Origin of the sequence: Kosakonia arachidis, assembly GCF_900116535.1 — a bacterium.
GTDB lineage: Bacteria > Pseudomonadota > Gammaproteobacteria > Enterobacterales > Enterobacteriaceae > Kosakonia > Kosakonia arachidis.
In genome coordinates, this window is sequence record NZ_FPAU01000003.1 from 188,403 (window position 1) to 201,862 (window position 13,460).

The 13,460-nt window shown below is 53.8% G+C and carries 12 protein-coding genes and 1 tRNA gene; 12 read left to right on the forward strand and 1 reads right to left on the reverse strand.

Features of this window, described 5'->3' with window-relative positions; translation table 11 throughout:
• Window positions 1–3: 3 nt before the first annotated feature.
• Window positions 4–79, forward strand: a tRNA-Gly gene (locus BM427_RS12450).
• 269 nt (window positions 80–348) lie between these two features.
• Here BM427_RS12450 and queG read toward each other — a convergent pair.
• Entirely contained in the window at window positions 349–1,488 is a 1,140-nt protein-coding gene (queG, locus tag BM427_RS12455) for a tRNA epoxyqueuosine(34) reductase QueG (protein ID WP_090121988.1), read from the reverse strand.
• A 14-nt stretch (window positions 1,489–1,502) separates the two neighbouring features.
• Between queG and nnr the strand changes: the two genes are divergently transcribed.
• The 11 genes from nnr to purA all read left to right on the forward strand — a co-directional run bounded on the left by nnr (window position 1,503) and on the right by purA (window position 13,402).
• On the forward strand, window positions 1,503–3,014 hold the full coding sequence (gene nnr / locus BM427_RS12460; RefSeq protein ID WP_090121990.1) for a bifunctional ADP-dependent NAD(P)H-hydrate dehydratase/NAD(P)H-hydrate epimerase: 1,512 nt from the start codon (window positions 1,503–1,505) through the stop codon (window positions 3,012–3,014).
• Window positions 3,007–3,468 carry a tRNA (adenosine(37)-N6)-threonylcarbamoyltransferase complex ATPase subunit type 1 TsaE gene (gene tsaE / locus BM427_RS12465; protein WP_090121992.1) on the forward strand — a complete coding sequence of 154 codons (462 nt, stop codon included), beginning with the start codon at window positions 3,007–3,009 and terminating at the stop codon, window positions 3,466–3,468. The genes nnr and tsaE overlap by 8 nt, the downstream gene beginning before the upstream one ends.
• A gap of 17 nt (window positions 3,469–3,485) precedes the next feature.
• Window positions 3,486–4,808, forward strand: a complete 1,323-nt coding sequence (amiB, locus tag BM427_RS12470; RefSeq protein WP_090121993.1) for an N-acetylmuramoyl-L-alanine amidase AmiB — start codon at window positions 3,486–3,488, stop codon at window positions 4,806–4,808.
• An 11-nt stretch (window positions 4,809–4,819) separates the two neighbouring features.
• Window positions 4,820–6,679 (forward strand): DNA mismatch repair endonuclease MutL, encoded by a 1,860-nt coding sequence (gene mutL / locus BM427_RS12475; protein ID WP_090121995.1) that lies wholly within the window; start codon window positions 4,820–4,822, stop codon window positions 6,677–6,679.
• Window positions 6,672–7,622, forward strand: a complete 951-nt coding sequence (miaA, locus tag BM427_RS12480) for a tRNA (adenosine(37)-N6)-dimethylallyltransferase MiaA (protein WP_090121997.1) — start codon at window positions 6,672–6,674, stop codon at window positions 7,620–7,622. Before mutL ends, miaA begins: the two co-directional genes overlap by 8 nt.
• Before the next feature lie 96 nt (window positions 7,623–7,718).
• On the forward strand, window positions 7,719–8,024 hold the full coding sequence (hfq, locus tag BM427_RS12485) for an RNA chaperone Hfq (RefSeq protein ID WP_007372739.1): 306 nt from the start codon (window positions 7,719–7,721) through the stop codon (window positions 8,022–8,024).
• Window positions 8,025–8,099: 75 nt separating this feature from the next.
• Window positions 8,100–9,380, forward strand: a complete 1,281-nt coding sequence (gene hflX, locus BM427_RS12490; RefSeq protein WP_090121999.1) for a ribosome rescue GTPase HflX — start codon at window positions 8,100–8,102, stop codon at window positions 9,378–9,380.
• 84 nt (window positions 9,381–9,464) lie between these two features.
• Complete coding sequence (gene hflK / locus BM427_RS12495) at window positions 9,465–10,721, forward strand: FtsH protease activity modulator HflK (protein ID WP_090122000.1); 1,257 nt, start codon at window positions 9,465–9,467, stop codon at window positions 10,719–10,721.
• Between the two features lie 2 nt (window positions 10,722–10,723).
• Window positions 10,724–11,728 (forward strand): protease modulator HflC, encoded by a 1,005-nt coding sequence (gene hflC / locus BM427_RS12500; RefSeq protein WP_090122002.1) that lies wholly within the window; start codon window positions 10,724–10,726, stop codon window positions 11,726–11,728.
• Window positions 11,729–11,803: 75 nt separating this feature from the next.
• Window positions 11,804–12,001: a DUF2065 domain-containing protein gene (locus tag BM427_RS12505; RefSeq protein ID WP_035886960.1), complete on the forward strand. Its 198-nt coding sequence runs from the start codon at window positions 11,804–11,806 to the stop codon at window positions 11,999–12,001.
• A gap of 102 nt (window positions 12,002–12,103) precedes the next feature.
• Window positions 12,104–13,402: an adenylosuccinate synthase gene (gene purA, locus BM427_RS12510; RefSeq protein WP_090122004.1), complete on the forward strand. Its 1,299-nt coding sequence runs from the start codon at window positions 12,104–12,106 to the stop codon at window positions 13,400–13,402.
• The last annotated feature ends 58 nt before the right edge of the window (window positions 13,403–13,460 follow it).

Below are 13,460 nucleotides of genomic sequence, written 5' to 3' on the forward strand. Positions count from 1 at the left end.
TATGCGGGAATAGCTCAGTTGGTAGAGCACGACCTTGCCAAGGTCGGGGTCGCGAGTTCGAGTCTCGTTTCCCGCTCCAAATCTTCAATTATAAAAAATTATCCACAGCGGGATCCCTCGTTGGGGGCGTTTTTTTATTGTTCTGCCAAACTATTGTGAACAGAGTTATCCACAGGCATAACTTTCATTCGCAACATTATTATTGCTTCGTCAGGTGAACAATTTCTTTTCAACCAACTGAAAAATAAAAATAAAATAATAATTCAAATTGTTAATACGATCGCTTGACGATTTTGTGAACGTTGAATCGTAATGTGTTTTTTATTTTATTCACAGGCTGTGGATGGTTCAGGCATCGCGCGGCAGCCCTTTTTCCACCACCCGTACCAGTCGCTGCTTTTTCGCAGGTTGTACTTCGACTACGCAGGCATTTCGTTTCTCAATTTGCTGCGCAATCGCCCATTCTATGTGTTCGTCGAGAAGTGGGTGCTCACCAAGCCGCTGTTGGAGCGCCTGAATAGCAGCCTCATCCCACGGCGAATTACCCAGCGCAACGGCAATATTGCGTAGCCAGCGTAAATGACCAATACGGCGAATCGCCGAACCCTCCGTGACTTTCAGAAAGTGTGCTTCATTCCAGGCGAACAGCTCAATCAGGGCCGGGGCATGCAGCGTTTTACGCGGGCTGAAATCCTCTTCGCTGGTCAATTGTGAGTAACGATTCCATGGGCAAATCAGCTGGCAGTCGTCACAGCCGTAAATGCGATTACCGATCAGCGGGCGAAACGCTTCCGGGATGGCGCCTTCCAGTTCAATCGTCAGATAAGATATGCAGCGGCGGGCATCGACGGTATAAGGCTCGACAATGGCTCCGGTCGGGCAAATCGTCATGCAGGCCACACAGCGCCCACAACCTTCTTCGATTGGCGAATCAACGGGTAACGGGATATCAATCAGCAGTTCACCAAGGAAAAAGAACGAGCCTGCATCGCGGCTGAGAATAAGTGAGTGCTTACCTGTCCAGCCCAGCCCGGCTTTTTCCGCCAGCGGACGCTCAAGAATGGGCGCAGAATCAACAAAAGGTCTAAAATTCAGCGAAGCACAATGCTGCTGAATAAGTTCTCCGAGCTTTTTGAGCCGGTTGCGCAGCAGCTTATGATAATCGCGACCCAGCGCATAACGGCTGACATAGCCAAGCGTTGGGTTTTTCAGCGTGCTGGCGAAAGCAGCCTGTGCAGGAAGGTAATTCATGCGCACACTAATGACGCGCAGCGTGCCGGGGAGAAGTTCGTGGGGGCGGGCGCGCATCATGCCGTGGCGCGCCATCCACTCCATTTCGCCGTGATATTGTTTGTCCAGCCACGCTTGCAGCTTTGGCTCGCTGGCGCTGAGATCGGTATCCGCAATACCGACCTGCTGAAAACCCAGTTCAGAGCCCCAAAGTTTGATTTGTTGCGCTAAGTCGTTGAGATTGAGGGGCTGTGACATGACGGACCATAGAAATGAAGAAAAACGCAGCAAGTATACCACACTCTGTCTGGCCAACGGCTGAGATGAAACGCGTGGAACGCGAGGCGGCAGACAGCCTCGGCATCACGCTCTATGAACTTATGCAGCGCGCGGGCGAAGCCGCGTTTGCTGTCGCGCGGGAGCAATTTCCTGACACACATAGCTGGCTGGTGCTTTGTGGGCACGGTAATAACGGCGGCGACGGCTATGTTGTTGCGCGTTTGGCGGCGGCGGCGGGCATTACCGTGACGCTGCTGGCGCTGGAGAGTAGCAAGCAGCCTCCGGAAGAGGCTACAACCGCACGTGAAGCCTGGCTTGATGCTGGGGGTGTCATCCATGCTGCGGATGTCGCCTGGCCGGACGATGTGGATTTAATTATCGATGCTTTACTCGGAACGGGACTGAGCAGCGCCCCGCGTGACGATGTCGCCGCGCTGATTGAACATGCCAACCTGCATTCAGCGCCGGTGCTGGCGCTGGATATCCCCTCCGGCCTTAATGCGCAAACTGGCACGACGCCGGGTTCAGCTATTCAGGCGCATCACACGGTGACTTTTATCGCGCTTAAACCGGGATTGCTGACCGGCAAAGCGCGTGATGTCGTCGGCCAGTTGCATCACCATGCTCTTGGGCTTGAATCCTGGCTTAACGGCCAGCAAGCGCCGTTTTCTCGTTTTGATGACAGCCAGTTAGCGCAGTGGCTACCACCGCGCCGTCCAACAGCACATAAAGGCGATCATGGGCGGCTGGTGATCATTGGTGGCGATCACGGTACGGCAGGTGCCATCCGTATGGCCGGTGAAGCCGCGTTGCGCGCAGGTGCCGGTCTGGTTCGCGTGCTGACGCGTAGCGAGAATATCCCGCCCATTATCACTGCTCGCCCGGAACTTATGGTCCATGAACTGACTGCGGCATCGCTGGATGAAAGCCTGGAGTGGGCGGATGTGGTGGTGATAGGACCAGGACTTGGGCAGCAAGAGTGGGGCAAAAAAGCGCTGCAAAAAGTGGAGAATTTTCGTAAGCCGATGCTGTGGGACGCCGATGCGTTGAACCTTCTGGCAATCAATCCCGATAAACGTCACAATCGCGTATTGACGCCGCATCCCGGCGAGGCAGCGCGTTTGCTCAACTGTAGTGTGGCGGAAATCGAAAGTGATCGCTTACTTTCTGCTCAACGTCTGGTAAAACGTTACGCTGGTGTGGTAGTGCTGAAAGGGGCGGGTACGGTAGTGGCGAGCGAGTCTGGTGAGACAGGTATTGTTGATGCCGGAAATGCTGGCATGGCGAGCGGTGGCATGGGCGACGTGTTGTCGGGCATTATTGGCGCGCTGCTCGGTCAGAAACTCAGTTTGTATGATGCGGCTTGCGCTGGATGCGTTGCGCATGGTGCAGCAGCCGACAGACAGGCGGCAAAATATGGTCAGCGCGGTATGCTGGCCACAGATCTTTTTATGGCGCTTTTGCGTGTTGTTAACCCGGATGTAATTGATACAAAAGATGATTAATCGAGTTATTCCTTTACCTGACGAGCAATCGACACTGGATCTCGGCAACCGCGTGGCGCAGGCCTGCGACGGCGCGACAGTGATTTATCTGTATGGCGATCTCGGTGCGGGTAAAACCACCTTTAGCCGGGGCTTTTTACAAGCCTTAGGTCATCACGGGAATGTCAAAAGCCCGACCTACACGCTGGTGGAGCCTTACACCCTCGATAAACTGATGGTGTATCACTTTGATCTCTACCGTCTTGCGGATCCGGAGGAACTGGAGTTTATGGGGATCCGCGATTATTTTGCCAACGACGCAATTTGCCTGGTCGAGTGGCCGCAACAAGGTGCGGGTGTACTGCCTGACCCGGATGTCGAAATCCATTTAAATTACCAGGCGCAGGGGCGTGAGGCGCGCATTCGTGCTGTTTCCTCATCTGGTGAGTCGTTGCTGGCGCGTATGGCTGGTTAAGCAGGAAGGGTGACGAGATGATCTCTCGCGTGAAAGGTTGGTTGGCGGCAGTTCTTTTGCTGGCGTGCACTCACGCTGGCGCAGCAAGTTTAGCGGATATCCAGGTGTCCAATGGCGACAGCCAGGCGCGTATCACCTTTAGTTTTATGGGTGATCCTGAGTATGCGTTTTCGCAACAAGATAAGCGCAGCGTGGCGCTGGATATCAAACAGACCGGTGTTATTCAGGGATTACCGTTGCAGTTTAGCGGTAATAATCTGGTGAAAAGTATTCGCGCAGGTATGGCAAAAGATAACCAGTCGATCCGCCTGATAGTGGATTTGACGCAGAATGGCAAAACCCGTGCGGTGAAACAGCAAAACGGCGCGGGTTACAAGGTGGTATTTACCATTGATGCTGACGTCCCTCCGCCGCCGCCAGTGGTGGCAAAGCGAGTAGAAACGCCTGTTGTTACGCCGCGCCCGTCTCAGCCTGGACGTAATCCGTTTAAATCAGACAATGACCGCATTACCAGTGTTACCAGCAGCAACACTGTGACGCGTCCGGCGGTGCAGTCGCGATTGGCATCTGGCGACAAAGTTGTGATTGCGATTGACGCCGGACATGGCGGCCAGGATCCTGGCGCAATTGGCTCTGGTGGTACGGAGGAGAAAAACGTCACCATCTCCATCGCACGTAAATTGCGTGCGCTGCTGAATGACGATCCGATGTTCAAACCGGTGATGACCCGCGACGGGGATTATTTTATCTCCGTAATGGGACGTTCCGATGTGGCGCGTAAGCAGAACGCTAACTTTCTTGTCTCGATCCACGCCGATGCTGCGCCAAACCGTGACGCTACCGGTGCGTCTGTCTGGGTGCTGTCAAACCGTCGCGCTAACAGCGAGATGGCGGGCTGGTTGGAGCAGCATGAGAAACAATCCGAATTGTTAGGCGGCGCAGGCGACATGTTGGCGAATAGCCAGTCTGACCCCTATCTCAGCCAGGCGGTGCTCGATTTACAGTTCGGCCATTCTCAGCGCGTCGGTTATGATGTCGCCACGAGCATACTAAGCCAGCTTCAGCGTGTGGGAGCATTACATAAAAGCCGTCCTGAACATGCCAGCCTGGGCGTGCTGCGCTCGCCTGATATTCCGTCGGTACTGGTTGAAACAGGTTTTATCAGCAACAGTGGGGAAGAGCGTTTACTGGCCAGCGACGCCTACCAGCAGCAAATCGCCGAAGCGATTTATGGAGGCCTGCGTAACTATTTCCTCGCGCATCCGTTGCAATCCGCGCCGCAGGGCGGAGGCGGGCAAACGGCCAGCGCTGCAGCACCTGCAAGCGGTTTACTTAACTAAGGATATTTTTCATGCCGATACAGGTTCTACCGCCGCAGCTTGCGAACCAGATCGCCGCTGGCGAAGTGGTTGAACGCCCTGCGTCGGTGGTGAAAGAATTAGTTGAAAACAGTCTTGATGCCGGGGCGACGCGTATTGATATTGACATCGAACGCGGTGGTGCGAAGCTTATTCGCATTCGCGATAACGGCGGTGGCATCAAGAAAGACGAACTGGCGCTTGCGCTGGCTCGTCATGCCACCAGTAAAATCGCCTCGCTTGACGATCTGGAAGCGATTATCAGCCTCGGTTTTCGCGGCGAAGCGCTGGCCAGTATCAGTTCAGTCTCCCGTTTAACGCTCACCTCCCGTACTGTCGATCAGCAAGAAGCGTGGCAAGCCTACGCGGAAGGCCGCGATATGGAGGTAACGGTAAAACCTGCTGCGCACCCTGTTGGTACCACGCTGGAAGTACTGGATCTGTTCTACAACACGCCGGCGCGGCGTAAGTTTATGCGGACGGAAAAAACGGAGTTTGGTCATATTGATGAGGTGATCCGTCGCATTGCACTGGCGCGTTTTGACGTCACTATTAATCTGAATCACAACGGGAAAATGGTGCGCCAGTACCGTGCAGTTGCCGAAGGCGCACCAAAAGAACGTCGGCTTGGAGCAATATGTGGCACGGCTTTTCTGGAACAGTCGCTGGAGATTGCGTGGCAGCATGGCGATTTATCTCTGCATGGCTGGGTGGCCGATCCTAAAAGTAGCAGCAGCGCGTTTGCTGAGATCCAGTATTGCTACGTGAATGGCCGCATGATGCGTGACCGATTAATTAATCACGCTATTCGCCAGGCGTGTGAAGATAAGCTGGGAGCCGATCAGCAGCCTGCTTTTGTGCTTTATCTGAAAATTGACCCACACCAGGTGGATGTGAATGTGCATCCGGCAAAACATGAAGTACGTTTCCATCAATCACGACTGGTGCATGATTTTATCTACCAGGGTGTATTGAGCGTGCTGCAACAGCAGCTCGAAGCGCCGCTGCAACTGGAAGAAGAGTCTGCGCCCCGTGGATTACCGGAGAACCGTGTCGCTGCCGGGCGTAACCAGTTTGCTGCGCCGCCCGTTGCCCGTGAACCCGAAGCTCCGCGTTATTCATCATCGGCTTCTGGCGCATCACGCGGGGGCAACGGTGCTACGGGACAAGCGTGGCCGAATGCGCAGCCAGGGTATCAGAAACAGCAGGGGGCACTCTATCGCCAGTTGCTGGAAACGCCCGCAACTGAACGTAAAACCGAAAGCGTCGCTTCTGTTGTTCCTGCACTGGAAGGACATTGTCAGAGTTTTGGCCGCGTGCTGACTCTGATCGTGCCGCATTTTGCCTTGCTTGAGCGTGATGGCAAGATTGCTCTGTTGGCGCTGCCGGTGGCAGAGCGTTGGCTGCGGCTGGCGCAACTCTCCCCGGATAATGCGCCAGCATGCGGCCAACCGCTGCTGATCCCGGTACGTTTAAAAATCTCCACTGAGGAGAGTGCGGCGCTGAAACGTGCGCAGCCAGTGCTGGCAGGCATGGGGATTGAATTGCTGCTGGACGACCAGCATGTGACCATCCGTGCTGTGCCTTTACCCTTGCGCCAACAAAATTTACAAATCTTGATTCCTGCTCTGATAGGCTACCTGGCGCAGCAGACAAGCATTGATGCGGTGAATATAACCCAGTGGCTGGCTCGTCATCTGGCGAGCGATCATCCGCAATGGAGTGTGGCGCAGGCGATTACCCTGCTGGCCGACGTTGAACGGCTTTGTCCGCATCTGGTGAAAACACCGCCAGATGGTTTATTACAACCAGTAGAGCTACAAACGGCGATGAACGCCCTGAAACATGAGTGAAGTGATTAAGGCAAGCCTGCCGAAGGCAATTTTTTTGATGGGGCCGACGGCCTCCGGCAAGACTGCGTTAGCCATTGAGTTACGTAAAGTTTTGCCAGTAGAGTTGATAAGCGTTGACTCTGCCCTTATCTATCAGGGCATGGATATCGGCACCGCCAAGCCGAGCATGGAGGAGTTACGTGCTGCACCGCATCGATTACTGGACATTCTCGATCCTGCGCAGGCTTATTCCGCCGCCGATTTTCGCCGCGATGCACTGGCGGCGATGCAGGAAATCACCGAAGCAGGGCGTATTCCTTTGCTGGTGGGCGGTACAATGCTCTACTTTAAAGCGCTGCTGGAAGGGTTATCGCCCCTGCCATCAGCTGATGCAAAAGTCAGAGCGGAAATAGAAAAACAGGCGGCAGAGCGTGGATGGGAAGCGTTGCATCAACAGTTACGGGAGATTGACCCCGTTGCTGCAGCGCGGATTCATCCAAATGATCCACAAAGGCTTTCCCGGGCACTGGAAGTTTTTTTCATTTCGGGTAAAACTTTAACGGACCTGACGCAAACGTCAGGAGACGCTCTGCCTTACCAGGTGCATCAGTTCGCCATCGCCCCGGCGAGCCGTGAACTGCTCCATCAGCGGATCGAGCAGCGTTTTCATCAGATGTTAGCTTCAGGTTTTGAAGCAGAAGTGCGGGCGCTTTTTGCTCGCGGAGATTTGCATACGGATATGCCTTCCATTCGTTGTGTGGGATACCGCCAGATGTGGTCGTATCTTGAAGGTGAAATCACATACGATGAAATGGTTTATCGAGGTATTTGCGCCACGAGGCAGTTAGCCAAGCGACAGATAACCTGGCTGCGGGGCTGGGATGGCGTTCACTGGTTAGAGAGTGAAAAGCCGGAAAAGTCTTACCGTGACGTGTTACAGGTTGTTAGTGCTATCGCAGGGTGAATGTGTACAATTAAGCCGTATCGTGCGCGAATTTTTACGCAGTTTTCAGAACTTTCGAGTTCTAAGTACAAAACAAGCATATAAGGAAAAGATAGAATGGCTAAGGGGCAATCTTTACAAGATCCGTTCCTGAACGCACTGCGTCGGGAACGTGTTCCAGTTTCAATTTATTTGGTGAATGGTATTAAGCTGCAAGGGCAAATTGAGTCTTTCGATCAGTTCGTTATTCTGTTGAAGAACACGGTCAGCCAGATGGTCTATAAGCACGCGATTTCTACTGTTGTTCCATCTCGTCCGGTTTCTCATCATAGTAACAATGCGGGCGGCGGTACAAGCAGTAACTACCATCACGGTAGCAACGCGCAGGGCTCTGCACAGCAAGACGGCGAAGAAACTGAATAAGGTTGACGGCTGATTTTCCAGATCGGGGAGCCAGTTAAACTGTGTTCCCCGCTGGTATTATATGAGGATTTACGCTTGTTTGACCGCTATGACGCCGGTGAGCAGGCGGTGCTGGTACACATCTATTTTTCGCAAGACAAAGATATGGAAGATCTCCAGGAATTTGAATCTCTGGTCTCTTCCGCCGGTGTCGAAGCAATGCAGGTGATTACCGGTAGCCGTAAAGCACCGCACCCCAAGTACTTTGTTGGTGAAGGTAAAGCAGTAGAAATTGCGGATGCCGTAAAATCAGCGGGTGCTTCCGTCGTGCTCTTTGATCATGCGCTAACTCCCGCCCAGGAACGAAACCTGGAGAGACTGTGCGAATGTCGGGTTATCGATCGCACCGGTTTGATTTTAGATATTTTTGCCCAGCGGGCACGCACGCACGAAGGTAAATTGCAGGTTGAGCTGGCACAGTTGCGCCATCTGGCGACGCGCCTTGTGCGTGGCTGGACCCACCTTGAACGACAAAAAGGCGGGATTGGTTTGCGCGGTCCGGGTGAAACCCAGCTCGAAACCGACCGTCGTTTGCTGCGTAATCGAATTACCCAGATCCTCTCGCGCCTCGAAAAAGTTGAGAAGCAGCGCGAGCAGGGGCGGCGCTCCCGCACGAAAGCCGATATTCCAACGGTTTCGCTGGTGGGCTATACCAACGCCGGTAAATCCACGTTGTTTAACCAGATTACCGAAGCGCAAGTCTATGCGGCGGATCAGCTATTTGCGACGCTGGATCCCACGCTTCGTCGTATTGACGTAGCGGATGTTGGCGAAACCGTTTTGGCCGATACGGTCGGGTTTATTCGCCATCTGCCGCACGATCTGGTGGCGGCATTTAAAGCGACCTTGCAGGAGACGCGTCAGGCGACGCTGCTGCTGCATGTTATTGACGCCGCCGATGTGCGTGTGCAAGAGAATATTGATGCAGTGAATACGGTGCTTGAAGAGATTGAAGCACACGAGATACCAACGCTGCTGGTGATGAACAAGATCGATATGCTGGAAGATTTTGAGCCGCGTATCGACCGGGATGAAGAGAATAAACCAATCCGTGTCTGGCTCTCTGCGCAGACGGGGGTTGGCGTACCACTGTTATTTCAGGCTTTAACAGAGCGTCTTTCCGGTGAAGTCGCGCAGCACACGTTGCGTTTACCACCTGAGGAAGGGCGTCTGAGAAGTCGGTTTTACCAGCTTCAGGCAATAGAAAAAGAGTGGATGGAAGACGATGGCAGCGTAGGTTTGCAGGTGCGTATGCCGATTGTCGACTGGCGTCGACTCTGTAAACAAGAACCGGCACTCGAAGAATACCTCGTTTGACCGGCAGCCTGAAGATTTTTCCCCTTTGGGGGTGCCCGCGAGGCCGGGCATACACCGCACGATATATACATATGGAGCACATACATGGCGTGGAATCAGCCCGGTAAAAACGGACAGGACCGCGACCCGTGGGGAAGCAGCAAACCAGGCGGCAACTCTGAGGGAAATGGAAACAAAGGCGGTCGCGATCAGGGGCCACCTGATCTGGATGATATTTTCCGCAAACTGAGTAAAAAACTCGGTGGCCTGGGCGGTGGTAAAAGTACCGGGGGCGCGCCTGGTTCCTCTGGTCCTCGCGGTCAGGCGGGTGGACGCATTGTCGGCATCGTTGCCGCCGCCGCCGTGATTATCTGGGCTGCGACCGGATTCTATACCATTAAAGAAGCAGAACGTGGTGTCGTTACGCGCTTCGGCAAGTTCAGCCATTTGGTTGAGCCGGGTCTGAACTGGAAGCCGACCTTTATCGACAGCGTGACACCGGTAAACGTCGAATCGGTTCGTGAACTGGCGGCTTCTGGCGTGATGCTCACTTCTGATGAAAACGTCGTGCGCGTTGAGATGAACGTGCAGTACCGCGTGACCGATCCGGAGCGTTACCTGTTCAGCGTCACCAGCGCCGATGACAGCCTGCGCCAGGCAACCGATAGCGCCCTGCGCGGTGTGATCGGTAAATATTCCATGGATCGTATTCTGACCGAAGGGCGTACCGTTATTCGTAGCGATACTCAGCGTGAGCTGGAAGAGACCATTCGTCCGTACAACATGGGGATTACCCTGCTCGACGTCAACTTCCAGGCTGCACGTCCGCCGGAAGAAGTGAAAGCCGCGTTTGACGATGCGATTGCGGCACGTGAAAACGAGCAGCAGTACATCCGTGAAGCGGAAGCCTACAGCAACGAAGTACAGCCACGCGCAAACGGTCAGGCACAGCGTATTCTCGAAGAGGCGCGTGCTTATAAAACGCAGACTATCCTGGAGGCACAGGGGGAAGTGGCGCGTTTCGCCAAGCTCCTGCCGGAATATAAAGCTGCGCCTGAAATTACCCGTGAGCGTTTGTATATCGAAACCATGGAAAAAGTGCTGAGCCATACCCGCAAGGTGCTGGTTAACGATAAAGGTGGCAACATGATGGTGCTGCCGCTGGATCAGATGCTGAAAGGCGGCGCGAGCGCACCTGCGGCAAAGAGTGACAGCAGTGGTGCAAACAATCCGCTGCGCCTGCCACCTGCGTCCAACTCTGGCAGCAGCGCGAACAGCGCCCCGGCACCATCTGCCGGAAACATCATGGACCAACGCCGCGTAAACGCGCAGCGTAACGACTACCAGCGTCAGGGGGAATAACGATGCGTAAGTCAGTTATCACGATCATCATCATCGTGCTGGTAGTGCTCTACACCTCTACTTTTGTGGTGAAAGAAGGCGAACGCGGAATTTCACTACGCTTTGGTAAGGTATTGCGCGACGACGAAAATAAGCCGCTGGTTTATGCGCCAGGCTTGCACTTTAAGCTGCCGTTTATCGAATCGGTTAAACTGCTTGATGCGCGTATTCAGACCATGGATAACCAGGCCGATCGCTTTGTCACTAAAGAGAAGAAAGATCTGATCGTTGACTCTTATATCAAGTGGCGCATCAGTGATTTCAGCCGTTATTACCTGGCGACTGGCGGCGGTGACGTCTCCCAGGCCGAGGTGCTGCTGAAACGTAAGTTCTCTGACCGTCTGCGTTCTGAAATTGGTCGTCTGGATGTGAAAGACATCGTTACCGATTCTCGTGGTCGTCTGACGCTGGAAGTACGTGATGCGTTGAACTCCGGTTCTGCGGGGACGGAAGACGAAGTGGCAACACCGGCAGCAGATGATGCCATTGCCAAAGCTGCAGAGCGCGTACAGGTTGAAACCAACGGTAAAGTACCGGTTATTAACCCGAACAGTATGGCTGCGCTGGGTATCGAAGTGGTCGATGTGCGTATCAAGCAGATCAACCTGCCGGCAGAAGTGTCGGATGCGATCTACAACCGTATGCGTGCCGAGCGTGAAGCGGTAGCCCGTCGTCACCGTTCACAGGGCCAGGAAGAAGCGGAAAAACTACGTGCCGCAGCGGACTACGAAGTGACGAAAACACTGGCGGAATCTGAGCGTCAGGGACGTATCCTGCGCGGTGAAGGTGATGCTGAAGCTGCAAAACTGTTTGCCGATGCTTTTAGTCAGGACCCGGATTTTTATGCTTTTATCCGCAGCCTGCGCGCATACGAAAATAGCTTTGATAGCAACCAGGATGTGATGGTGCTCAGCCCGGACAGTGATTTCTTCCGTTATATGAAAACGCCGACTTCCGCGACACGCTAAGTTTGCGCCAGCGGTTTTCATGATAAAAACCACCGCCAAAATTCGGCGGTGGTTTTGTTTTTTTAAGGATTAGACATGAATTCGACAATCTGGCTCGCCCTGGCGCTGGTTTTGGTCTTTGAAGGCCTTGGTCCGATGCTTTATCCGCGAGCCTGGCGGCGTATGATTGCCTCGCTGAGCCTGCTTCCGGACCATCTTTTACGTCGTTTTGGCGGTGGGCTTGTGGTTGCGGGAGTAGTGATCTACTACATGTTGAGGAAAACGATTGGCTGAGCGAAAAGCGGGCGTCTTTGGTCAATTTTGCGCGGAAAAAGTGCTGAATCTGAAAAAAAGCGGTGGTAGAATCCATTTTTAAGCAAACGGTGATTTTGAAAAATGGGTAACAACGTCGTCGTACTGGGCACCCAATGGGGTGACGAAGGTAAAGGGAAGATCGTTGATCTTCTGACTGAACGGGCTAAATATGTTGTGCGCTACCAGGGCGGTCACAACGCAGGCCATACTCTCGTAATCAACGGTGAAAAAACCGTCCTCCATCTTATTCCATCAGGCATTCTTCGCGAAAACGTCACCAGCATTATCGGTAACGGTGTTGTGCTGTCTCCGGCGGCGCTGATGAAAGAGATGAAAGAACTGGAAGACCGTGGTATCCCGGTTCGCGAACGTCTGCTGCTTTCCGAAGCATGCCCGTTAATCCTTGATTATCACGTTGCGCTTGACGTTGCGCGTGAAAAAGCGCGCGGCGCGAAAGCCATCGGCACCACCGGCCGCGGCATCGGCCCTGCTTACGAAGATAAAGTGGCTCGTCGCGGTCTGCGCGTGGGCGATCTGTTCGATAAAGCGACTTTCGCCGACAAACTGAAAGAAGTGATGGAATATCACAACTTCCAACTGGTGAACTTCTATAAAGTAGAAGCTGTTGACTACCAGAAAGTGCTGGATGATGTGATGGCGATAGCCGACATTCTGACTGCGATGGTTGTTGATGTTTCCGACCTGCTGGATCAGGCGCGTCGACGTGGCGATTTCGTCATGTTCGAAGGTGCGCAGGGGACGCTGCTGGACATCGATCACGGCACCTATCCGTACGTAACCTCTTCCAACACCACAGCAGGCGGCGTCGCTACCGGTTCCGGTCTTGGTCCGCGTTACGTTGACTACGTACTGGGTATTATCAAAGCATATTCTACGCGTGTGGGTGCCGGTCCGTTCCCAACCGAGTTGTTCGACGATATTGGCGAGTTCCTGTGCAAACAGGGTAACGAATACGGTGCAACTACCGGTCGTCGTCGCCGTACAGGCTGGCTGGATACGGTTGCTGTGCGTCGTGCTGTACAGATCAACTCCCTTTCAGGCTTCTGCCTGACCAAGCTTGACGTGCTTGATGGCCTGAAAGAGGTGAAACTCTGCGTTGCTTACCGTATGCCGGATGGTCGCGAAGTGACGATTACGCCGCTGGCTGCTGACAACTGGGAAGGCATTGAGCCGATTTACGAAATTATGCCTGGCTGGTCTGAGTCTACTTTTGGTGTGAAAGATCGCAGCGGTCTGCCGCAGGCGGCGCTGAATTACATCAAACGTATTGAAGAACTTACCGGCGTGCCGATTGATATTATCTCAACTGGCCCGGATCGTACTGAAACCATGATCCTGCGCGATCCGTTTGACGCGTAATGTTGTTCCGGGGCGCGTTTTGCGCGTCCCGTCTCCTCGCTTTTTTTACCCTTCTGTT

What these genes read in the sequence shown, in the direction of transcription:
- hfq (WP_007372739.1), top strand. Translation starts at nt 7,719, where the DNA reads ATGGCTAAGGGGCAATCTTTACAAGATCCGTTCCTGAACGCACTGCGT.
- hflC (WP_090122002.1), top strand. Translation starts at nt 10,724, where the DNA reads ATGCGTAAGTCAGTTATCACGATCATCATCATCGTGCTGGTAGTGCTC.
- mutL (WP_090121995.1), top strand. Translation starts at nt 4,820, where the DNA reads ATGCCGATACAGGTTCTACCGCCGCAGCTTGCGAACCAGATCGCCGCT.
- queG (WP_090121988.1), bottom strand. Translation starts at nt 1,488, where the DNA reads ATGTCACAGCCCCTCAATCTCAACGACTTAGCGCAACAAATCAAACTT.
- hflK (WP_090122000.1), top strand. Translation starts at nt 9,465, where the DNA reads ATGGCGTGGAATCAGCCCGGTAAAAACGGACAGGACCGCGACCCGTGG.
- BM427_RS12505 (WP_035886960.1), top strand. Translation starts at nt 11,804, where the DNA reads ATGAATTCGACAATCTGGCTCGCCCTGGCGCTGGTTTTGGTCTTTGAA.
- purA (WP_090122004.1), top strand. Translation starts at nt 12,104, where the DNA reads ATGGGTAACAACGTCGTCGTACTGGGCACCCAATGGGGTGACGAAGGT.
- nnr (WP_090121990.1), top strand. Translation starts at nt 1,503, where the DNA reads ATGAAGAAAAACGCAGCAAGTATACCACACTCTGTCTGGCCAACGGCT.
- amiB (WP_090121993.1), top strand. Translation starts at nt 3,486, where the DNA reads ATGATCTCTCGCGTGAAAGGTTGGTTGGCGGCAGTTCTTTTGCTGGCG.
- tsaE (WP_090121992.1), top strand. Translation starts at nt 3,007, where the DNA reads ATGATTAATCGAGTTATTCCTTTACCTGACGAGCAATCGACACTGGAT.
- miaA (WP_090121997.1), top strand. Translation starts at nt 6,672, where the DNA reads ATGAGTGAAGTGATTAAGGCAAGCCTGCCGAAGGCAATTTTTTTGATG.